15 protein-coding genes are annotated in these 21,357 nt (G+C 65.9%); 12 read left to right on the top strand and 3 right to left on the bottom strand.

Translation table 11 applies throughout. The features are described 5' to 3' along the window. Positions 1–41 precede the first annotated feature (41 nt). The 5 genes from OJB03_RS05185 to OJB03_RS05205 all read left to right on the top strand — a co-directional run bounded on the left by OJB03_RS05185 (position 42) and on the right by OJB03_RS05205 (position 6,324). Positions 42–1,022, top strand: a complete 981-nt coding sequence (locus OJB03_RS05185; RefSeq protein ID WP_263785738.1) for a fasciclin domain-containing protein — start codon at positions 42–44, stop codon at positions 1,020–1,022. 180 nt (positions 1,023–1,202) lie between these two features. Then, on the top strand, positions 1,203–3,317 hold the full coding sequence (locus OJB03_RS05190) for a BatA domain-containing protein (protein ID WP_263785739.1): 2,115 nt from the start codon (positions 1,203–1,205) through the stop codon (positions 3,315–3,317). A 217-nt stretch (positions 3,318–3,534) separates the two neighbouring features. After that, positions 3,535–4,902 (top strand): GTPase HflX, encoded by a 1,368-nt coding sequence (gene hflX / locus OJB03_RS05195; RefSeq protein WP_263785740.1) that lies wholly within the window; start codon positions 3,535–3,537, stop codon positions 4,900–4,902. Between the two features lie 140 nt (positions 4,903–5,042). Then, positions 5,043–5,702, top strand: a complete 660-nt coding sequence (locus tag OJB03_RS05200) for a CBS domain-containing protein (protein ID WP_263785741.1) — start codon at positions 5,043–5,045, stop codon at positions 5,700–5,702. 103 nt (positions 5,703–5,805) lie between these two features. Then, on the top strand, positions 5,806–6,324 hold the full coding sequence (locus tag OJB03_RS05205) for a hypothetical protein (RefSeq protein ID WP_263785742.1): 519 nt from the start codon (positions 5,806–5,808) through the stop codon (positions 6,322–6,324). Between the two features lie 17 nt (positions 6,325–6,341). On the opposite strand, the gene OJB03_RS05210 is transcribed toward OJB03_RS05205, so the two are convergent. Then, complete coding sequence (locus OJB03_RS05210) at positions 6,342–8,192, bottom strand: glycoside hydrolase family 13 protein (protein ID WP_263785743.1); 1,851 nt, start codon at positions 8,190–8,192, stop codon at positions 6,342–6,344. A gap of 278 nt (positions 8,193–8,470) precedes the next feature. On the opposite strand from OJB03_RS05210, the gene gyrB reads away from it, so the two are divergent. Then, a complete protein-coding gene (gene gyrB, locus OJB03_RS05215) occupies positions 8,471–10,429 on the top strand; it encodes a DNA topoisomerase (ATP-hydrolyzing) subunit B (protein WP_263785744.1) in 1,959 nt (652 codons plus the stop codon). A 102-nt stretch (positions 10,430–10,531) separates the two neighbouring features. Continuing rightward, positions 10,532–11,545, top strand: coding sequence for a glycosyltransferase family 2 protein (locus OJB03_RS05220; RefSeq protein WP_263785745.1), 1,014 nt, complete (start codon positions 10,532–10,534; stop codon positions 11,543–11,545). Between the two features lie 10 nt (positions 11,546–11,555). Here the strand turns inward: OJB03_RS05220 and OJB03_RS05225 are convergent, their stop codons facing one another. Then, entirely contained in the window at positions 11,556–12,464 is a 909-nt protein-coding gene (locus tag OJB03_RS05225) for a hydrogen peroxide-inducible genes activator (protein WP_263785746.1), read from the bottom strand. A 183-nt stretch (positions 12,465–12,647) separates the two neighbouring features. Between OJB03_RS05225 and katG the strand changes: the two genes are divergently transcribed. From katG to OJB03_RS05245, 4 genes are all read left to right on the top strand, one after another. Further along, complete coding sequence (gene katG / locus OJB03_RS05230) at positions 12,648–14,837, top strand: catalase/peroxidase HPI (protein WP_272507214.1); 2,190 nt, start codon at positions 12,648–12,650, stop codon at positions 14,835–14,837. Positions 14,838–14,972: 135 nt separating this feature from the next. Continuing rightward, the gene (locus OJB03_RS05235) at positions 14,973–15,524 is read left to right on the top strand and encodes an ankyrin repeat domain-containing protein (RefSeq protein WP_263785748.1); all 552 of its coding nucleotides are present in this window, start codon (positions 14,973–14,975) and stop codon (positions 15,522–15,524) included. A gap of 187 nt (positions 15,525–15,711) precedes the next feature. After that, complete coding sequence (locus OJB03_RS05240; RefSeq protein WP_263785749.1) at positions 15,712–16,692, top strand: aldo/keto reductase; 981 nt, start codon at positions 15,712–15,714, stop codon at positions 16,690–16,692. A gap of 62 nt (positions 16,693–16,754) precedes the next feature. After that, entirely contained in the window at positions 16,755–17,927 is a 1,173-nt protein-coding gene (locus OJB03_RS05245; RefSeq protein WP_263785750.1) for a glycosyltransferase family 4 protein, read from the top strand. A 27-nt stretch (positions 17,928–17,954) separates the two neighbouring features. On the opposite strand, the gene OJB03_RS05250 is transcribed toward OJB03_RS05245, so the two are convergent. Then, positions 17,955–19,988: a S9 family peptidase gene (locus OJB03_RS05250; protein WP_263785751.1), complete on the bottom strand. Its 2,034-nt coding sequence runs from the start codon at positions 19,986–19,988 to the stop codon at positions 17,955–17,957. 271 nt (positions 19,989–20,259) lie between these two features. Here OJB03_RS05250 and OJB03_RS05255 point away from each other — a divergent pair, with 271 nt between their 5' ends. Next, positions 20,260–21,342, top strand: coding sequence for an iron ABC transporter substrate-binding protein (locus OJB03_RS05255; protein ID WP_263785752.1), 1,083 nt, complete (start codon positions 20,260–20,262; stop codon positions 21,340–21,342). Positions 21,343–21,357 lie beyond the last annotated feature (15 nt).

Genomic DNA, 21,357 nt, shown 5'->3' on the forward strand with positions numbered 1-21,357 from the left:
CTGTTTCCCCACTGACTTCGAATGAACCTTCTGCCCTAGCGATGATCGACTTCGCCTCTCTTCTTCGTCGCGGACGCTTTGTCGGCGTTGGACTACTCGTGTTCACCTTCATCCTGACGGGGTGTGACGCCTTCACGGATCAGGATCTAGGCGACTCGAATCCCCAGTCGCCCACGATTGCGGAGTACATTCAGGAGGTGCGCGTTTTTGGCACCCTTGAGACGGCCGTGACGGAGGCGGGACTTACCGGCACACTGGAAAATGATGGAGTAACGGTTTTTGCGCCAACGGACGACGCGTTCGGCCCGATTGACACGGCCGACCTCTTGGCTGATGGGAACGACGACTTGCTGACTGAGGTGCTCACCTACCACGTCGTTCCGCAGGAGATTAAGGTCCGAGAGGGGGAGAATGCCCTCGGTGCGGGAGCCACCAGAACCTACGAAACCCTAGAGGGCGACAGTGTTACCGTGCGGGTCACCGAAAGCAGTGTAACGGTCAATGGAGTCGCGGTCTCGAACGCCGATGCGGATGCTTCCAACGGCGTGGTGCACGTGACGGAGGGTTTACTTTTGGAGACGGCCGACGCCGTGGACCGGGCCGAATTGACATCCCAGTTCCGCATCCTCAAGAAGTTGGTTGATCGGGCCGAGCTTGCGAGTACGCTCCGGGGGATGGGACCGAGCTCCAGTGATGGGTTGACGCTCTTTGCTCCTACGAATGAGGCGCTTCTGGGGGCACTCGATCAAAACGACAACGGACGCGTTGATGACGGCGAGATTCCCAGCAATGCGGCAGACATTCTGCAGTACCATGTTCTCGACGATGTTTTCTTCGTCGACGACGTGCCCACCTCGGCCACAGATGTGCCCACCCTGGAGGGATCGAATGTCACTGTCCAGCGACTTGAGCAGGACAGTGCTCCGGATTCTGTGACTGTGGACGGCAATCCGGTCACGCTTCCGGACGCAAAAGTGGAAAACGGGGTCATTCATGGGATTGAGACCGTCCTGATGCCTTGATTCCCTTGCTTCTTTCTCCATCTCGAAAAGCATGAGCGTCTCCCTCGCCCTCCTCAGCGGGGGAGACTTTTCTTTTTGAGCGGCCTAGCGGCAACTCAGCAGGAGAGAGGAACGCAGCCCCCGCTCACGTGGTAGCAGCGGATCCGGTCTCGTTCTCGTCCGCTCTCGAGTGTCCCTACTGTGTCGTTCCTCAACCCCCTTGCGCTCCTGGCGATGGCGGCGGTGGCGGTGCCGCTGTTCCTACACTTCTTCAACCTGCGCCAGCCGCGCACCGTGGAGTTTAGCTCGCTGGCGTTCGTGAAGGAACTGAAGGAGTCGGCGGTGCAGCGGGTCCGCATCAAGGAGTGGCTGTTGCTGGCCCTCCGCATGCTGGCCATTGCCTCCCTCGTGATGGCGTTTGCCCAGCCCACGCTCACGAGCACGATTGGGAGCATGGGGGCGTCGGCCCCCACCGCCCACGCGGTCGTCGTCGACAACTCGCTCTCGATGGCGACGGACGGGCCCGGCGGGGCGTACTTCGACCAGGCGGTCCAGAAGGCCCAGGGCGTGCTGGGGACCGTAGGGGAGGACGACGAGGTGCTCCTCTGGCCGACGGCCCGGAGCGACGCGCGGCCGCCGGAGCCGACGGCGAACACGGGCGTGGCGCGGCAGTCGCTCGCGGAACTGGAGCCGCAGGCCGGGGCGCGGTCGCTCGCACAGGCGGTGGGGCGGGCGGCCGAGGCGGTGGGCCAGGCGGACGCGCCGCGGGCGGTCGTCCACGTGGTGAGCGACCTGCAGGCCAGCACCCTCGGCGACTCGGTCGCGACGAATGTCCCCGACGGTGTTCAGGCACAGCTGATTCCCGTCGAGACGCGGGCGCAGGCCAACGTCGGCGTCACGGACGTCACCGTCACCAGCCGCATCGCCGAGGTGGGCCAGCCGGTACAACTGGAGGCGACGCTCACCAACCACGGGTCGGACCCGCTTACCGACTATGTGGCGAGCGTCTACCTCGCGGGCGACCGGGTGGCCCAGGCCACGACGACGCTAGAGCCGGGCCTGGAAAAGACGGTCTCGTTTACGGTCACGCCCCAAACGCGGGGCTGGCTGGACGGGGCGGTGGCGACGGAGGACGACGATTTCCCGGTCGACGACCGGCACCACTTCTCTCTACACGTGCCGGAGGAGCGGCGCGTACTGCTGGTGCGGGGGGAAGGACAAGACACACGCTACCTCGACCTCGCCCTTTCGTCCGAGATGGTGGCAGACCAGATTGCCTTCCGCACCACCGCAATTGACGAGGGCGAGTTGGCCTCGGCGGAGCTCGGCCGCTACGATACGGTGCTCCTCGCGGGGCCCCGGTCCCTGTCGAGCGGAGAGGTCGACGCCCTTACCCGCTTCGTTGATCGCGGGGGCGGCCTGCTCTTCTTTCCTAACGCCCAGGCCCGCCCCGAAGACTACAACGCTCTGCTTGGGGGGCTCAATGCCGGGTCGTTTCGGGGATTCAGCGGGGCCTTGTCGGAGGAGCAGACCGTGGCCTCGTTCGAACGGGTGGACCTGCGGCATCCGCTTTTTGAGGGTATCTTTCAGGAGCAGCGCCGGGAGGAGGCGTCTGTGGAGCGGCCGGACCTCCACTACGTCATGAACTTTCGTCCGTCGGGGCAGGCGGGGCAGACCCTCATTGAGTTGTCCAACGGCCGTCCATTTCTGCACGAGGTGCGCCACGGAAGCGGGCGACTGCTGCTGACGGCTGTGGCGCCCACCCGGGCGTGGAGCGACCTGCCCGTCCGCGGGCTCTTCGTGCCGCTTCTCTACCGGTCGGTGTATTACCTCTCCGCCACCACCTCTGTGGCGGGGGAGCAACTGGTGGCCGGCCGGCCGGCCGAACTGCGGGTGACAGGCGTTCCCCCCGAGGCATCGGTTCGCCTTCAAGGGCCCGATGGCATCGAAGTGACGCCCGACCAGCGCACCCTCTTCGGGGCGACGCTCGTGCAGGTAGGGGGTACCCTGACCGCGCCGGGCCTCTACGACGTGCAGGCTGGCTCGACGCGGGTCCGGCGGGTGGCCGTGAACGTCAACCCGTCCGAATCGAACCTCCAGGCAGCGACTCCGGAGGACGCCTCGGAACGGCTGGGAACCGCGACGGGGACATCGGTGCGGGCGGTGGCCGCGGCAGCCCCCGACGACCTCGAAGAGACCCTCCGCACCCGGCGGGCGGGCACGGAGCTCTGGAACGTGTTTTTGCTTCTGGCACTAGCCTTTCTCGCGGCGGAGATGCTCGTCGCCAGCCAGTGGGCCCCCGAGACGACGTCGTGATCCTGGCTTTGGCGTACCGGCCACGGTCCCCCTCGCCCTGCACCCTTGTGGGGACGGAGGGTCGAGAAAATTGTGTTCTCCCTGCGGGCTGCGTGCAACAACCGGACGCAAAGACAGGTACCACTGTGTGGAATTTGATTGAACCAAGGGCTAGTACATATCGCTTCCGCAAACTCCACTCGCGCATTCTTCCCTCGAAAAAGCCGCTTCCGCCGCATTGTTTACCCCTGAGCACAAGACCGAAGACGCTGAAACGGCCATCATCGCCGGGGTCATTACGCCCCAAGAGTCGCGCTGGGAAGTGCGCGACCACCTCAACGAGCTCGAACACCTCGCCCGCACGGCCGGGGCCGACGTGACGGACCGTCTGACGCAGTCGCTGAACAGCCCCAGCCCGGCCACCTTCATCGGCTCCGGAAAGGTGAAGGAGCTGGCGCGCCTCACGAAAGAGCGGGACTCGGACCTGGTCATTTTCGATGATGAGCTGTCGCCCGTTCAGGTCAAAAACATCGAGAAGAAGATTGACTGCAAGCTGCTCGACCGGACGGGGCTCATCCTCGATATTTTTGCCAGTCGGGCGCAGACGCGGGCGGCGAAGACGCAGGTAGAGCTTGCACAGCTCGGCTACCTTCGCTCCCGGCTTACACGACGCTGGACCCACCTCTCGCGGCAGGAAGGGGGAATCGGGACGAAGGGACCCGGCGAGAAGCAGATCGAGATGGACCGTCGCATCATCGACAAGCGCATGGCAAAGCTGCGCGAGAAGCTTGACGAGATCGATCAGCAGCGCACGACCCAGCGCAAGGGACGCGAAGGATACGCCACCGCCTCCCTCGTCGGCTACACGAACGCGGGCAAGTCCACCCTTCTCAACGCCCTGGCCGACGAGGATCTTGAGGCCGAAGATCGTCTCTTCGCTACGCTCGACGCGACGACCCGCACTGTGGAGCTGGACTCGAACAAGGAGGTCCTGATGTCCGACACGGTCGGGTTCATCCGGAAGCTGCCCCACCGCCTCATCGAGAGCTTCAGAAGCACCCTCGACGAGGTGCGCGAGAGCGATGTGCTCATCCACGTGGTGGACGTGACGCATCCAAACTATGAGGAGCAGATGCGGGTGGTGTCCGAGACCCTGGGCGAGCTGGAGGCCCGCGACAAGCCGACCCTCCTGGTGTTCAACAAGATCGACGCGATGGAGGATCGGACCCTGCTCCGCCGCCTGCGACGCAACCACCCGGACGCGGTGTTTGCGTCGGCCCTCCGCGGCATTGGTCTGGAAACGCTAAGGGAGGACCTCCTTGGTCTCATCGAGCAGGACTACGTGGAGCGGGTGGCGTACATTCCGGTGAGTGAGCCGGAGGTCATCGCGCAGGTGCATCGCCTCGGCGACGTTGTGGAGGAGAGCTACGAGTTTGCCGAAAATGGAGGATTGGAATCGTTAAACGGGGAGGTGGAAGGCGCCCAGGCCGTGGCCCGGATCCATTTCCGGGCCGCCCCACGCAATGATGCCCGTCTCCGGGAGGCGCTGGATCCCCTGGGAGCCCTCCGGCCGGCCGAGAATGAAGAGCCGGTTCTGGACGCCTAACCGGCCGAGATGCCCCCCTTGCGCGCCCTGCGATTTTGGCAGGAGCCGTTCCCGGCACGGCGCTTGTGGGAAGTCACACCGACGACGATCCCGCGTCCACGCCCTTCGCTGCGCGCCCTTTTTCTCAAGCCCCCTACGCCATGAAAGTACGAGAGGCTATCCACTCCGCCACGCCTGCTCTCCAGAGCTCCGACCCGGTGGAAAAGGCCCTGGGGCTGCTCATGGAGCACCACGTGCGTCACCTGCCGGTCGTGAACGAGGACGGACGACTGGCCGGCGTGATCGCCGAGAAGCGCCTGATGGACGCCGATGGGCCCGAGGCCTCAATCGGGTCGCTGCTCATCGGGCGGCCCGTGAGCGTGCTGCCGGACGCGCACATTTTTGACGCGGCACGCATGATGGTTGAGCACGACCTCAGCACCGTGCCGGTGGCCGATTCGGAGGACCAGTACCTCGGGCTTCTCCGCCGGCATGACATCTTCGACCAGTTTGCCCAGATGCTGTCGACTCGCGAACGAGGAGCCATCCTGGCCCTGGAGGTCGACCGGCGCGACTACGCCCTTTCCAAGCTCATCCACGTGATCGAGCAGAACGAGGCGAAGGTGCTGGCCGTGGCCTCGGAGCTGCCGGAGACCTCGACGGACGACATCCGAGTCACGCTCAAGCTTAACGTGAAGGACACCTCCCGCGTCCGTCACGTCCTTGAGCACAACGACTACCACGTTGTGGCGGCCTTCGGAGAAGAGGGCGAAGAGCTGGAGGAATTGGTCGATGAGTTCGTGCGGTACCTGGAGGTATAGGCTGAGGTGCGCGACTCGCAATGCGTGACGGGCATCCCTCCCACGTCCGTCACTCCTCGAACGTCTGCTGTGCCCTGACTCTCTTCCGTCCAAGCCCGTCTCTATGAGCGACGAGACCACCTCCGAAGGCCCGCCCGAATCCGCCGCGGTGCTTGAGTCCATGACGCTACTGGCCACCCTGTCAACCGCCGCGACGCTCCGTGAGTCGGTGGCCCAGCGCCGGGCGGGCCGCGACCCCTCGGCGCAGGAGCCGGCCGACCAGGCTACTGCCCGCCTCCAGAACACGGGGCAGACGCTCATGGACCTGCTCATGCAGATGGCCCTGAGCCGCGTGCCGCTGGAACAGCGTGAGGAGGAGCCGCTGCCGCACGCCGTGCGCCACTTCGACCTCCTCATGAAGATGCGCCGTGCCGAGCGCCTCACGCAGGCCATGCACCAGCACCTGCTTAGCCTTTACCCGGCGGTCTCGGAGGAACTGGTGGAGGAGGCGCGCCGGACGCACGATGAGATCGAGCAGTTCCTGGCCGACGCCCCGGCCGAGGATGCCGACGAGGGCCCGCACCTGTCGGACGTGCTGGAGCGGGGCATGAGTCTCATCGTGTGGGTCCGGCACGAAGTGTGATGCGCCGGGGGAGCCCGTCACTTCTGAAGCTCGAGCACCATCGGGGTCCGTGCGGGCACCGTGAGGGAGTCGCCGAGGGGCACGGTCGTTCCGCTGATCACGTCGCGGCCCGTCGTGTGATCCTGGATGCGCTCCTCGAAGCGATCGAGGTCTAGGGTGCGCGATTCCTCCGCGTCGTTGAGGACGACCATTACTGCATCATCGGCGTCGTACCGGAAGTAAACGTAGGTGTCGTCCTGCGGGATGTAGTGGGTAAGGCTGCCGTGGTGAACCACCTCGGCGTCCTCACGCCACGTCGTCAGGGCGGTCACGAAGTCGTGTGCCCGGTTCTCGCGGGCCGTGCGGCCCCCTTCGGTGAACACACTCCGCGTGTCGTTCGGCCAGCCGCCGGGCATGTCGGCCCGCTTGGCGCCGTCGCCCTCCACGTCCAACATCGGCTGCATTAATTCCGTGGCGTAGTAGACCTGCGGAATGCCGCGCGTCGTCATGAGGAACGTATACGCCAGCTTGAAGGCGGCCTCGTCCTCGTCCACGACGGAGAAAAACCGGCTGAGGTCGTGGTTGTCGAGGAAGGTCACGAGCTTGTTGGGCGCGGGATAGACGTGGTCCTGGGCGAGCGTCTGGTAGAGATCGTAGACGCTCCCGCCGTCGGGGGAGAAAGCCTCCTGCATTGCGAAGCTTAGCGGGAAGTCGGTGACGCTCGGCAGGTCCGAGTCGTAGTCGTCGGGGTGGGCCTGAAAGTCGTCCTGCCAGTAGGCCTCGTGGGGCACGGTCGGCACCCAGCTCTCGCCCACGATATTGAAGTCAGGGTACTCCGCACGCACGGCCGACGTCCAGCGCGTCATGTAGTCCTTATCGGCGTAGAAGTAGGTGTCCATCCGGATGCCGTCGATGCCGGTCGACTCGATCCACCAGAGCGTGTTCTGAATGAGATAGGTGGCCAAGAGCTCGTTGTCCTGGTTGAGGTCGGGCATCGAGGGGACGAACCAGGCGTCCGTCAGCTGCTCCCGGTCGTGCTCGGCGGCGTACGGGTCGATGGCGGCGGCGCCCTCATAGTTGGTGGTGCCGTGCGCGTCGAAGTCGTGGACCCAGTCGTCGGTCGGCGGGTCGTCCATCCACTCGTGCTGGTCGCCGATGTGGTTGTGGATCATGTCCATGATCACCTTCATGTCCCGTTCGTGGGCGCTCGCCACGAGCCGCCGGAACGTGTCGTTGCTTCCGAACCGCGGGTCCACCCGATACATATCGGTGGCGGCGTAGCCATGATAGGCGCCGTACTCGGGGGGCATGTCGTTCTCGAAGATGGGCGTCATCCAGAGCGCCGTCATGCCCAGGTCGTCGATGTAGTCGAGGTGCTCGCGGATGCCAGCGAAGTCCCCGCCGTGGCGCGCGTCAGGGTCGGAGCGGTCTACCCCCTCCAGGAAGCCAGGAATCGAATCGTTTTCGGGATTGCCGTTCGCGAACCGGTCCGGCATGAGGAGGTAGATCACGTCCTCGCTGGAGAAGCCCTGGGCGTAGGTGTCGGTGCGCCGCGGGCGGAGCTCAAAGTCGCGGGTGAGCGTCCCTGTGTCGTGTCGGAAGCGGAGCGGCACCGTGCCGGGCGTGGCCGCGTCGGCGATGCGGAGGCGAACGAAGAGGTAGTCGGGATTTTCGACCTCCGTGACCCGGTCCAGCGTCACGCCGGGGTGACGCCCGAGCCCCACCCGGGTTTCGGCGAGATTCTCGCCGTAGACCATCAGCTCCACGGTCGACCGTTCCATGTCGACCCACCAGAAGGGCGGATCGATGCGGTCGATCTCGGGCGCCTGTGCCAGAACGAGGGCGGGGCAGGCGAGAAGGAGCAGTACGGCGGCGAGGATGCGTCGCATGAGGCAGAGCTCGTTTGTGGAAAGAGCACGGGGGACGTCTCTCATTCGAAACGACCACGACGACGCATAACGTAGGGAACTGCCCGAGCGGTGTCCACCAGTCCCGAACGAATTGAGGACGACTCCATGCGACGAGCCCGTGCCCGGCAGTGGGGTACACCGGCGCGGCGCGCGGCCCGAACCATCAATCAATCGTTCCGTTGCATTTGGGCTGACTGAATGGCCGAAAAAAGCCCTACCAGCGCCTTCACCCCCTTTCGACTGGCTGTCTGTTTTTCATGAGCGAGACCACCGACCTTCCGGATCGCGCAATCAGCGACTACGCGGCGTCCAACATCCAGGTGCTAGAGGGCCTGGAGGCCGTGCGCAAGCGCCCCTCCATGTACATCGGCGACGTGGGCCTGCGGGGCCTGCACCACCTCGTCTACGAGGTCCTCGACAACTCGATCGACGAGGCGATGGCCGGCCACTGCGACGAGGTTGGGGTCGAGATCTACGAGGACGGCTCGGTGTCGATCGAGGACAACGGGCGCGGCATTCCCGTCGACCAGCACCCGGCGGAAGACCGGTCGGCCCTGGAGGTGGTCATGACTGTGCTTCATGCTGGGGGCAAGTTCGACAAGGACAGCTACCAGGTGTCCGGCGGGCTGCACGGCGTGGGCGTGTCGGTCGTGAACGCACTGGCGTCGCGCTTCGATGTGACCGTCTGGCGCGACGGCTCGGTCTGGGAGCAGAACTACCTGTGCGGGGTGCCGGAGGACCCGGTGCGCATGGTGCGCCCGATGGAGGCGGGGGAGGAGACCGGGACGCGCATCCGGTTTTGGCCGGACGGGGACATCTTTAAGACGACGGAGTTCCGGTTCGAGACGCTTTCGGATCGCCTGCGCGAGCTGGCCTTCCTCAACGCAGGGGTGCGCATTCGCGTCGAGGATCACCGCGAGGAGGACGAGGACTTGGCCCGAGAGACGTACCACTCGGAGGAGGGCATCATCGGGTTTGTGGACTACCTCGATGAGGCACGGGATTCCATTCTCGACGAGACGATCTACATCGCTGAGACGGACGGGGAGGTGCCGGTGGAGCTGGCCATGCAGTACAACGACGAGTACAACAAGAACGTCCTCTCCTTTGTCAACAACATCAACACGCACGAGGGCGGCACGCACGTCACAGGCTTCCGGCGCGCCCTGACGCGGACGCTGAAGCGCTACGCCCAGAAAAACGACATGCTGAGCGACCTCAAGTTTGACCTGTCGGGCGACGACTTCCGGGAGGGGCTCACGGCGGTGCTCTCGGTGAAGGTGTCGGAGCCGCAGTTCGAGGGCCAGACGAAGACGAAGCTCGGCAATTCGGAGGTGCAGGGCATCGTCGAGTCGCTCATTAACACCGAGCTGGGCCGCTGGCTGGAGGACCACCCCGACCAGGCGGAGCGCATTATCGAGAAGGTCATCCAGGCGGCGGAGGCGCGGGCGGCGGCCCGGAAGGCCCGCGAGCTGGTGCAGCGCAAGGACGCGTTCTCGGGGGGCAGTCTGCCCGGCAAGCTGGCGGATTGCTCCTCGCGCGACCCGGAAGAGGGAGAGCTCTATCTCGTGGAGGGCGACTCGGCGGGCGGCTCGGCCAAGCAGGCGCGGGACCGCCATTTCCAGGCCATTTTGCCCCTGCGTGGCAAGATCCTGAACGTGGAGAAGGCCCGCCTCGACCGCATCCTGGAGCACGACCAGATCCAGAACATCGTCACGGCGCTCGGGACGGGCCTCACGTCCACGGAGGAGGAGTTCAACATGAATGAAATGCGGTACCACAAGATTGTGATGATGACCGACGCGGACGTGGACGGGGCGCACATCCGGTCGTTGCTCCTCACCTTCTTCTACCGACAGCTGCGGCCCCTCATCGAGAAGGGCAACATCTACATCGCCCTGCCGCCGCTCTACCGAATCCAGAACGGCAGCCAGGAGATCTACTGCTGGTCCGACGAGGAGATGCAGACGCGGATGGCGGAGCTGCGGGCCGACGGCAACAGCCCCAGCATGCAGCGCTACAAGGGGCTCGGCGAGATGAACCCGGAGCAGCTCTGGACCACCACCATGAATCCGGAGACGCGCAAGATCCAGCAGGTGACCATTCAGGACGCCGCCGCGGCCGACCGGCTCTTTTCCACCCTCATGGGGGATTCGGTGGAGCCCCGGCGCGAGTTTATCGAGCGCAACGCCAAGTACGCGACGATCGATGCGTAGGGAGGGCGCACCGCGCAGCGTGGGGGATGCTCGTCGCCGAGGTCCGCTCACGCGAGGTCCGCGGCCCGAACTGCGCAGCCATCTGGACAGTGTCCCGTTCCCGTGGAGGCTTCCACAAGCGAATATTCTCCCTCCGCCCCTCAGGCGCCCGACCTGTCGGTCGTGGTTCCGGCCTACGAGGAGGCGAAATCCCTCCCCGAACTGGCCGAGGGCGTGCGGGCGGCGTGTGAGGAGGCCGGGCTCTCGTTCCGGCTGTGGATCATCGACGATGGGTCGCGGGACGAGACGTGGGAAGTCGTGCAGGAGCTCTGCGAAGACGCCCCCCAAGTTGCGGGTCTCCGCTTCCGGCGCAACTACGGCAAGTCCGCGGCGCTGGCCGTGGGATTCGATCGGGCACAGGGGCGCTACGTCGCGACCATGGACGCGGACCTGCAGGACGACCCGGACGAAATTCCGGCCCTGATCGACGTGCTGGAGGAGGGGGACTACGACCTCGTCAGCGGGTGGAAGAAAAATCGCAAGGATCCGCTTCGCAAAACCCTGCCCAGCCACTTCTTTAACTGGGTCACGCGCTTCTCCTCCGGCCTGCCGCTGCACGACTTCAACTGCGGCCTGAAGGTCTACCGCCGCCAGGTCGTGAAGAGCATCGACGTCTACGGCGAGCTGCACCGCTACATTCCGCTCCTCGCCAAGTGGGAGGGCTACGACCGAATCGCCGAGAAAGAGGTGCAGCACCACCCCCGCAAGTACGGCACCACCAAGTTTGGGGTCGAACGCTTCATCCAGGGGTTTCTCGACCTCATCACGGTTGTCTTTCTCACCCGCTACGCCGTACGGCCCATGCACTTCTTCGGGTCGATGGGCACCGTGGCGTTTGCGCTCGGCTTTCTGGTAAGCCTGTGGCTGTCGTTCGAGAAGCTTGTGCTCGGGGACCCCATCGGGGACCGCCCCCTGCTGCTGTTTGGGGTGCTGCTCATCCTGTTCGGGTCGCAGATGTTCACCACGGGCCTGCTGGGCGAGATGATCATCCGGCCGCGGATGAAGGACCCGTCGACGTACGAGGTGGCGGAGGCGACGGGCCTCGCTGACGAGACCGCCGAGGTGCTGGAGAGTTGAGGGGAGACTGCTAGGAGTGCTTGACGGTATCCGGCAGTGCGTCGTAGAGCGTGTTTACGACGGCGTCCACGAGGCGCTGCTTGTGCCGGCGCCGGGTGACGAGCCGCACGTTGCGGGTGGGCGCCGGGTCGGCGAAGGGAACGACGAACCTGGACCGCTCTGCCTCGGGCATCTGATGCGTGGCGAGCCGGGGCAGGAGCGTCATCCCGCCGCTGTTGCGGACCAGACGAACCAGTGTCTCCAGGGAACCGCTCTCGAACTGGGTAGCGGCCTGGGGGGCGGACGGAGCGCGGCCGCACACCTGAAGCACCTGGTCGCGAAAGCAGTGCCCCTCGCTCAGCAGCCACAGGTCTTCGATGGAGAGGGCCGTGGGCGCCAGTGCGTCGCGGTCGGCGAGGCGGTGGGAGGGGGCGACGTAGCCGACGAAGGGCTCTGTGAAGAGCACCCGGTCGTGCAGGTCCGGGCCCGCCTGGTCCGTGGCAATCAGGGCGGCGTCGAGCGCATCGGTGCGGAGGGCGTCGAGGATTTCGGTCGTGGGCCACTCGCGGAGAACGAGGGAGACGTCGGGGAAGGCCGTCTCCAGGGCCGGCAGAAGAACGGGAAGCAGGTAGGGCGACAGCGTGGGGAGCATGCCGAGACGGAGGGTGCCTGTGACGCGGTCCTTCACCTCCGTGGCGGTGGTCGTGAGCCGATCCCGGGCGGCGAGCACCTCCCGGGCTTCCTCTACAATGGGCTCCCCGGCGGCCGTGGGGACCACCGGCTGATGGCTTCGGTCGATCAACTGCACCCCCAACTCCTCCTCCAGCCGCTGTAGTTGCCCGCTGAGGGTGGGTTGGGTGACGTCGCACGCCGTGGCCGCCTCGCCAAAGTGGCGGTGCGTATCGAGGGCCACGAGATACTGAAGCTGCGCAAGCGTCATCGAGGAACCGGCTCTATGATAGGAGAAAGCTATCGAGAATATAGAGGTGATCGATTTGAATAATCAACTCCGGATGCGTACCTTCGGTAACGATGCGCTATTTCCCCAGCAACGCCCCCATTTCGATCTATGTCAGAAGAATATGCTACGGACAGCACGAACGGGACCAACGGGTGCCCGGTGATGCACAACGGGTCCAACGGGTCGGTGAAGCAGCGTGACAGCACGCCGGAGACGAGCCGCGAGTGGTGGCCCACTAGCCTAGACGTTGAGATTCTCGACCAGAACGCACAGGACGTCGGGCCCTGGAACGGAGACTTTGACTACGCGGAGGCCTTCGAGCAGATCGATTACGAGGCCTTGAAGGAGGACATCGAAGAGGTAATGACGACCTCGCAGGACTGGTGGCCGGCCGACTACGGACACTATGGGCCGCTCTTCATTCGGATGTCGTGGCACGCCGCGGGCACGTACCGCACCACCGACGGGCGCGGGGGCTCGTCCGGCGGCCGACAGCGTCTGGCCCCCCTCAACAGCTGGCCCGACAACGCGAACCTCGACAAGGCGCGGCGGCTGCTCTGGCCCGTCAAGCAGAAGTACGGGCGCAAGATCTCCTGGGCGGACCTGCTGGTGCTGGCTGGCAACGTCGCCATGGAATCGATGGGCTTCGAGACGTTTGGCTTCGGCGGCGGTCGTGAGGACGACTTTAAGCCCGACGCATCCATCGACTGGGGGCCCGAAGACGAGATGGAGACCTGGGGGCGGTTCAACGAGGAGGACGAGCTCGACAATCCGCTCGGGGCAACCGTGATGGGCCTCATCTACGTGAATCCGGAGGGGCCGGAGAGCACCCCGGACCCGGAGTGGTCGGCCCAGCGGATCCGCACGTCCTTCGGCCGGATGGCGATGAACGACCGGGAGACGGCCGCCCTCATCGCCGGCGGGCACACGTTCGGGAAGGTCCACGGCGCCGACAGCGACGAGCACCTCCAGGCCGAGCCCGAGGCCGCTTCCATTGAGCAGCAGGGCCTCGGCTGGAAAAACGAGCACGGCTCCGGCAAGGGGAGCGACACCATCACCAGTGGCATTGAGGGTCCCTGGACCGACGCACCGACCGAGTGGGACATGGGCTACCTCGACTTTCTGCTCGACTACGAGTGGGAGGTCCACAAGGGCCCCGGCGGAGCGTGGCAGTGGCGCCCCAAGAGCGACGAGCTGAAGGGAGTTGTGCCGGACGCCCACGACGCGTCGGAGACGGTGGATCCCATGATGCTCACGACAGACGTTGCCCTGAAGCGGGACCCGGACTACCGGGAAATCATCGAGGACTTCCGCGAAAACCCGGAGGGGTTCGAGGACGCGTTCGCACGGGCCTGGTTCAAGTTGCTTCACCGCGACATGGGCCCGAAGGAGCGATACCTCGGTCCGGAAGTCCCCGAAGAGGACCTGATCTGGCAGGACCCCGTGCCCGATGCCGACCACGATCTGATTGGAGACGAAGAGATCGCCGAGCTGAAGGAGTCGATCCTGAAGACCGATCTGTCCGTCTCTCGCCTGGTCAAAACCGCCTGGGCCTCGGCGTCGACCTACCGGGACAGCGACAAGCGCGGAGGAGCGAACGGGGCCCGCATTCGCCTCGAGCCGCACCGGAACTGGGAGGCGAACGAGCCGCACCAGCTGGCCCACGCTCTGGAGGTCCTGAAGGGCATCCAGAAAAACTTCAACGACTCGCGGTCCGACGACGTGCGGGTATCGCTGGCCGACCTGATTGTCCTGGGCGGCAGCGCCGCCATCGAAAAGGCCGCGGCGGACGCGGGCCACGATGTGGAGGTGCCCTTTACCCCCGGTCGCACCGACGCCACGCAGGAGCAGACCGACGTGGAGGCGTTTGAATACCTTGAGCCGAAGGCGGACGGCTTCCGCAACTACATCGCCGACGACCCGTGGCAGGACTGGACCCCGGAAGAATTTCTGGTGGACAAGGCCGATCTGCTGAACCTGACGCCCGCCGAGACGACGGTCCTCGTCGGTGGGATGCGTGCGCTGGACGCCACCCACGAGCAGGTTGACGGGTACGGCGTCTTCACCGACCGTCCGGAGACGCTGAACAACGACTACTTCGTGAACCTGCTCGACATGGACTACGACTGGGAGCCGGTTTCGGAGGACAAGGAGCACTTCGAGGTCCGAGACCGGGACACCGGCGAGGTCAAGTGGAAGGCCACCCGCGTGGACCTGATCTTCGGGTCCAACTCCCGGTTCCGGGCGCTGTCGCAGGTCTACGGGTCCAGTGACGCGGAAGAAAAGTTCGTCGACGACTTTGTGGACGCCTGGACGAAGGTGATGAACCTCGACCGGTTCGATCTCGAGTAGGAGCCCGTCTTCTGCCCGAGCGATGGTTTCTGTAACCTCGCTCACGGATCGACAGCCCGAGGAGGGGCGAACCCCGCGTTCGTCCCTCCTTCGTGTTTGGCACTCGCACACTTTTCGCACGACCCCCACGACCGCATGTCCAATTCTGATTCTCCCAAGTCCCACGGCCCGACCTCTGCCTCCGGCGACGATCACGACATCGATCCCGGGGCCGTTGACGCCCACGATGTTGCTCGCCGAGGCGACACCGAGGCCATGGAGGGGCTCCTGGAGCAGGGAGTGGATCCCGACCACACGAACGAGCACGGCCACAGCCTCCTCATGATTGCCGCCTACAGCGACCAGCCCGAGATGGTGGATCTGCTGATCCAGCACGGGGCCGATCCGAACCTGTCGGATCCCAGCGGCAGCACGCCCCTCATGGGCTGCTGCTTCAAGGGCTTTGCCGAGGTGGCCGAGGTTCTCATCGAGGCGGGCGCCGACGTAAACGCGACCGGCGCCAACGACGCGACGGCGCTCATGTACGCGGCCACGTACGGAGAGTCGGCGCTCGTGGACCTGTTGTTGGAGCGTGGGGCCAATCCCACGATGACAAACGAGCAGGGCCAGACGGCCGCCGAGCAGGCCACCGGGGAAGGGCATGACAAGATCGCCGAGCGGCTGCGGCAGGCCGTGGAGGCGGTGTGAGCACCACCGGGGAGGGAGGACACCGCGAATCGACCGTCGCGTGTCGCGGCCCGCTCCCCATTCGGCCTCGTTCGGCGTGCGCGGGGAAAGGCGTCGCCGAGCCGCGCAACAGCGAACAAGGGGAGGCGTTGGATCGCGTAGCCTCTCTTTCGACCACGCAATTCTGTTTCCCGACCCCACTCGCACTGTGAAGCAACGCACGCTCGGAACCAGCAATCTCACGGTCTCCTCGGTCGGCCTTGGCTGTATGGGCATGTCCGATTTCTACGGCACGCCCGACGAGAACCGGGCCATTAAGACGCTCCAGCGGGCCCTGGACCGCGGCCTCACCTTCTTCGATAGTGCTGACATATACGGCCCCTTCACCAACGAGAAGCTTCTGGGCCGCGTGCTGGACGCACACCGGCACCGGGTCACGATTGCCACTAAGTTCGGCATCGTGCGGGACGAGGCTGGAGAGATGCACGGTATTAACGGCCGCCCGAGCTACGTGAAGACGGCCTGCGAGGACTCCCTGCAGCGCCTCGGCGTCGACACCCTCGATCTGTACTACCTCCACCGGGTCGACCCGGAGGTGCCCATCGAGCACACGGTGGGGGCCATGGGCCGGCTCGTGGAAGAGGGAAAGGTGCGGCACCTGGGCCTGTCGGAGGCCGCCGCCGATACGCTCCGCCGCGCGAACGAGGAGCACTCCATCACGGCGCTCCAGACGGAGTATTCACTCTGGAGCCGCGACCCGGAGGACGAAATTCTGCCGACGTGTCGTGAGCTGGGCATCGGCTTTGTGCCGTACAGCCCACTCGGGCGTGGCTTCCTCACCGGCCGCTTCCAGTCGCCGGAGGACCTGCCGGAGGACGACTGGCGCCGCCACAACCCGCGCTTCCAGGGCGAGAACTTCCAGAAGAACCTGGACCTCGTGGCGGAGGTGAATCGGCTGGCCGACGAGAAGGACGTGACGCCCGCGCAGCTCGCCCTTGCCTGGGTACTGCACCAGGGCGACGACATCGTTCCGATCCCGGGCACGACCGATCCGGATCACCTCGACGAAAACATCGCGGCGCTCGACGTTTCTCTTTCCCAGGACGAGCTTGACCGCATCGATGAGATCGCGCCCCAGGGCGTGGCGGCGGGCGACCGCTACCCGGACATGAGCACCGTCAACGGGTAGATGCTCGACCGAGGGGCGGAGAGCTGATTCGTCGTGACCACACGAGACGCTGAGTGCAGGGCATGAGTCAATCGGGCAATGAAACGTGGCGGATCGGGGTGGTGGGCCCGATGCACCCGTACCGGGGCGGCATCGCGCACTTCACGGAGATGACGGTCACGGGGCTGGCTGAGCGTGGGCATGACGTGCGGCCGGTGACCTTCTCACGGCAGTACCCCGAACTCCTCTTCCCCGGCGAGACGCAGTACGAGCCGGACGACGACGCGCCCCCGTCCGTGCGGGGGGCCCCACGCCCGCTCGATTCCATCAACCCGGTCTCGTGGTTTCGGACGGGGTTTCACCTGCGGGATGCGGCCCCCGACGCCGTGGTCTTCCAGTACTGGATGCCGTTCTTCGCGCCCGCCTACGGCGTCGTGGCGCGGGGGCTTCGGCGGCACTACGGCATCCCGTCGTTTGCCGTTGTCCACAACGCCCTGCCCCACGAGCGGCACCTCGGCGACGCGCTCCTCAGCCGCTTCTTTCTGGATGCCTGCGCCGGGCATGTCGTGATGTCCGATGCGGTGGCCGCCGACACCCGTCGGCTGACCGGGCCCGGGGTGCAACGCGAGCAGATTGCCCACCCGGTCTACGAGCGCTTCGGGGAGCCCGTCCCGAACGCCGAGGCCCGTACGGCCCTCGACCTGCCGGACGACGCGCCGGTGTGCCTCTTCTTCGGCTTCGTGCGCGAGTACAAGGGCCTGCACGTCCTCCTGGAGGCGATGCCGGATGTGCTCGACGAGCACCCCGACCTGCACCTCGTCGTTGCGGGGGAGCCGTACGACGACCCGGAGCGCTACCGCCGCCTCATCCGCGAGCACGGCCTGGCCGATCGCGTCCACTGGCACGACGAGTACATCCCGTCCGGCGACGTGCCCACCTACTTCGGCGCCGCCGACCTCGTGGTGCAGCCCTACGTGTCGGCCACGCAGAGCGGGGTCGCCCAGATTGCCACCCATTTCGAGCGCCCCATGGTGGTGACCGACGTGGGTGGCCTCGCGGAGTCGATTCCGCACGAGGAGGCCGGGTTCGTCGTCCCGCCCGAGGCCCCGCCGGCCCTCGCCACCGCCATCACCCGCTTTTTTCGGGAGGACTGGGCCGGGCGGCTCACGGAAGGGGTGCGCGAGCGGAAGCGCGCCCAGCAGCCTGCGCGGCTGTTTGAGGCCATCGAACGGCTAGCGGCGAAGCACGCGGGCTGAGTGGGCGTCTGCTCGGTGCCTCGGGGGTTATTGTCGGTACCGGTCGAACCAGGCGAGCACGTGGTCGGCCTTCGTGATGAGTTGGCTGGGCCGGTACGCGATGCCGTGGGAGGCCCCCGGAATCTCGACGTAGGCCGCCTCCACGCCGCGCAGCTTCAGCCCGTTGTAGAGCTGCTTCGCCTGCCAGGGCGGTGTGCGGAGGTCGTCGCCCCCGACGATGACGACCGTCGGCGTACTCATGGAGCCGAGGAGCGAGACTGGAGACACGTCCCAGTACTCCATCGGGTTCTCCCACGGCTGGCCGGGGTACCGGTACTCGGCGTAGCCGTAGTAATTGTCCGCCGCCAGCGTCTTGCTGATCCAGTTGGTGACCGGCTTCTGCACGGCCGCGGCCCGAAACCGGTCGGTCTTGCCCGTGATCCAGGCGGCGGACGTGCCGCCCGCGCTCCCGCCCGTGACGTACAGGCTGTCGTCCGCCACGTAGTCCCGGTCGACGAGCCGGTTCACGCCGTCCATGATGTCCTGGTATTCCCCGCCCGAAAAGTCGTTGTAGAGCAGGTTGCCGAACTCCTCCCCGTAGCTGGTACTGCCCCGCGCGTTCGGGTAGAAGACGACGTACCCGGCCGCCGCATAGAGCTGAATCTCCGCTGAGAACCGGTCGCCGTAGTTGGAAATCGGGCCGCCGTGGATCTCTACCATGAGCGGATGGGCCCGGTCCGGATCAAAGTTGGGCGGGGTAACGACCCACCCGTGTAGCTCACGCCCGTCCTTCGAGGACGTATAGCGAATCTCCTCCACGCGGCCCAGGGCGCGGTCGTCGAGAAGGTCGCCGTTCAGGTCCGTGAGCCGACGGGGCATGTCGCGGTCTCGCTGCGTCACCGCCAGCTCGGCGGGATGGGCGGGCGAGGTCTGGTTGAAGGCGAGGCGCCCCGTTTGGGAGACGGAGAAGTCGCCCCCGCCGTACGGCCGCCCGATCGCCGTGCCGCCCAGATTTTCCGCGACGACCGAGGTCGAGCCGCCGAGGGTCGTGTGGCCCAGCTTCGTGGTGCCCTCGTCCTCGTACTGGAAATACAGGCCCTCGCCGTCCTCGTCCCAGGCGATGTCGTCGATCGAGCGGTCCAGGCCCAGGTCCACGGCCCGCCGGTCGGAGCCGTCCCGGTCCATCACGTAGAGCCGCGTTACCTGGTAGGTCTGGACCTCGTCGTCGTAGCCCAGGTAGGCGACGGTCTCGCCGTCCGGCGATACGCGGGGGGTGTGGTCGGGGCCGAAGCGGTCCGTCAGGGGCGTGCTCTCGCCCTCGTCCACCGGCACCGAATAGAGCTCCGTGTTGCGCCGCTCCCGCTCCCAGTTGTCGTGCCGGTTGGCCGAGTAGAGGAGCGCCTCGCCGTCGGGCGTCCAGACCGGGCGGCTGGAATGGGGATAGTCGCCCGAGGTGACCTGCCGGGCGCGGCCGCCCTCGGCGCGCACCACGAACAGGTGGTCGTGCCCGTAGTCCAGGACGCCCGTGCCGTCCGATTCGTGGTTGAGACGGGTCTCCACACGGGGCGGCTCTGCCCAGTCGGCACCCTCGGGGGCCTCCGGGGGCGACGCCAGCGTCGGCTCGGGGGCCGACACGTGCATGGAAAAGGCGAGGTGCGTTCCGTCCGGCGACCACGACAGGCCACTCGGGGCGTTCGGCAGCTGCGTGATGCGGGCGGTCTTGTTCTGCCCCACCCAGTGGACGTAAATCTCGGTGCCGTGCTCCTCGTCCGAGCTGGTGAACGCGATCTTCGAGCCGTCCGGGGACCAGCGAGGAGACGATTCGTCGGCCGTCCGATTGGTCAGCTTGGTATGCCTGGTGCCGTCCGCGTCGAGGGTCCAGAGCGCGGAGGTCCGCCGGTCCTCCATCACGTCCATGCCCCGCCGCTGGTATACGATCTGGTCGCCGTCGGGGGAGACCTGTGGGTTGGCCACCCACTCCAGGTCAAACACGTCCATGCGGGAGAAAGGGGGGTCCTGGGCGTGGGCGGGAAGGGAAAGGGCGAATGCAAAAAGCAGGGCGAGAACGACTCGGCGGGCCATCGGGGGAGCGAAGACGTTGCGTGAAGGGACGAACTGGGTATCCACGAAGAAAAGAGACCCAGGCCGGGAAGGCAATCAAGCCCGGCCTGCAGGGCCGGACCCGCAGAGCGGCGGCGAGGGAGGGGTGCAGATGAGGCCAACGGGCTTCCAATTCGTGTGGAGTTTCTGCGATTTAAGTGTGTGCCCCGGTACGCCCCGTGTCATCTTTCACCCGCCTTCTTTAAAATCAATCTAAACAAACCCAGTTTACTCGGACCCACGCGCACATCCCATGAAGCGACTTCTCAGCCTCAGCCTCGTCTTCGCCCTGGTCCTGTCCCTGCTCGGCTGCGGGGGGGAGGAGCAGGACGAGCTCGTCATCTATTCGGGGCGGAGCAAGGCCCTCGTTGACTCCCTCGTTCAGCAGTACCGACAGCAGGTGGACGTGCCGGTTCGCGTGCGGTACGGCACCGACTCGCAGCTCTTGGCCGCGCTCCAGGAGGAGGGCGACCAGTCTCCGGCCGACGTGTTCTGGGCAAACACGACCGGCGCCCTCGGCAACGCCGTGAACAACGACCTGCTTACCGAGCTGCCCGACTCGTTGGCGACTCGCGCGGCCCGCTTCACCCCGTCGAACCAGCGGTGGACCCCGGTCACGACCCGTTTCCGCGTACTGGCCTACAATAGCGACGCGGTGAGTCCGGAGGACCTTCCCGACTCGGTGCTCGACCTGCCGGAGTACGAAGAGTTTGAAGGCCGCATCGGATGGACGCCCGCCTACTCGAGCTTCCAGGACTTCGTGACCGCACTCCGCGTCACGGAGGGGGAGGAGACGGCCCGCACATGGCTGTCGGACATGCAGGCGCTGAGCCCGAACAGCTACACCTCCAACACGCCGATGGTGCGGGCACTGGAGGCCGGTGAGATTGACGTGGCGCTGACGAATCACTACTACGTCCTGCGCCTCAAGCACGGCGGGGCCGAGGGCGAGTACGAAGGGGAGGAGGAAGAGGGCGAAGAACACGAAGAGGAGGAAGAGGAGGAGTCTGCGCCCCGCGCCTCCGCGCCGGTCGAGATGTACCAGTTTGCCGACGGGGACCTTGGCAACCTCGCCCTCGTAACGGGGGCTGGAGTGCTGCAGACGAGCAACCAGTCTGACGCGGCGAACCGGTTTCTGCGGTTCCTGCTTTCGGAGAAGGCGCAGTCCTTTGCCGCAAACCGCGTGAACGAGTATCCCGTGGTGTCGGGCACGCCGGTGCCGGAGTACATGATGTCGGCGGACGAGGCCCTCAAGCTGAGCCCGCAGTTTGAGCTGCAGCGGCTGCAGGAGATGGACCCCACCCTCGAACTGCTCCGCGACGCCGGGGCGCTCTAGTGCCCTGATGTAATG

The sequence above is a fragment of the Salinibacter grassmerensis genome, from assembly GCF_947077765.1.
Classification (GTDB): domain Bacteria; phylum Bacteroidota; class Rhodothermia; order Rhodothermales; family Salinibacteraceae; genus Salinibacter; species Salinibacter grassmerensis.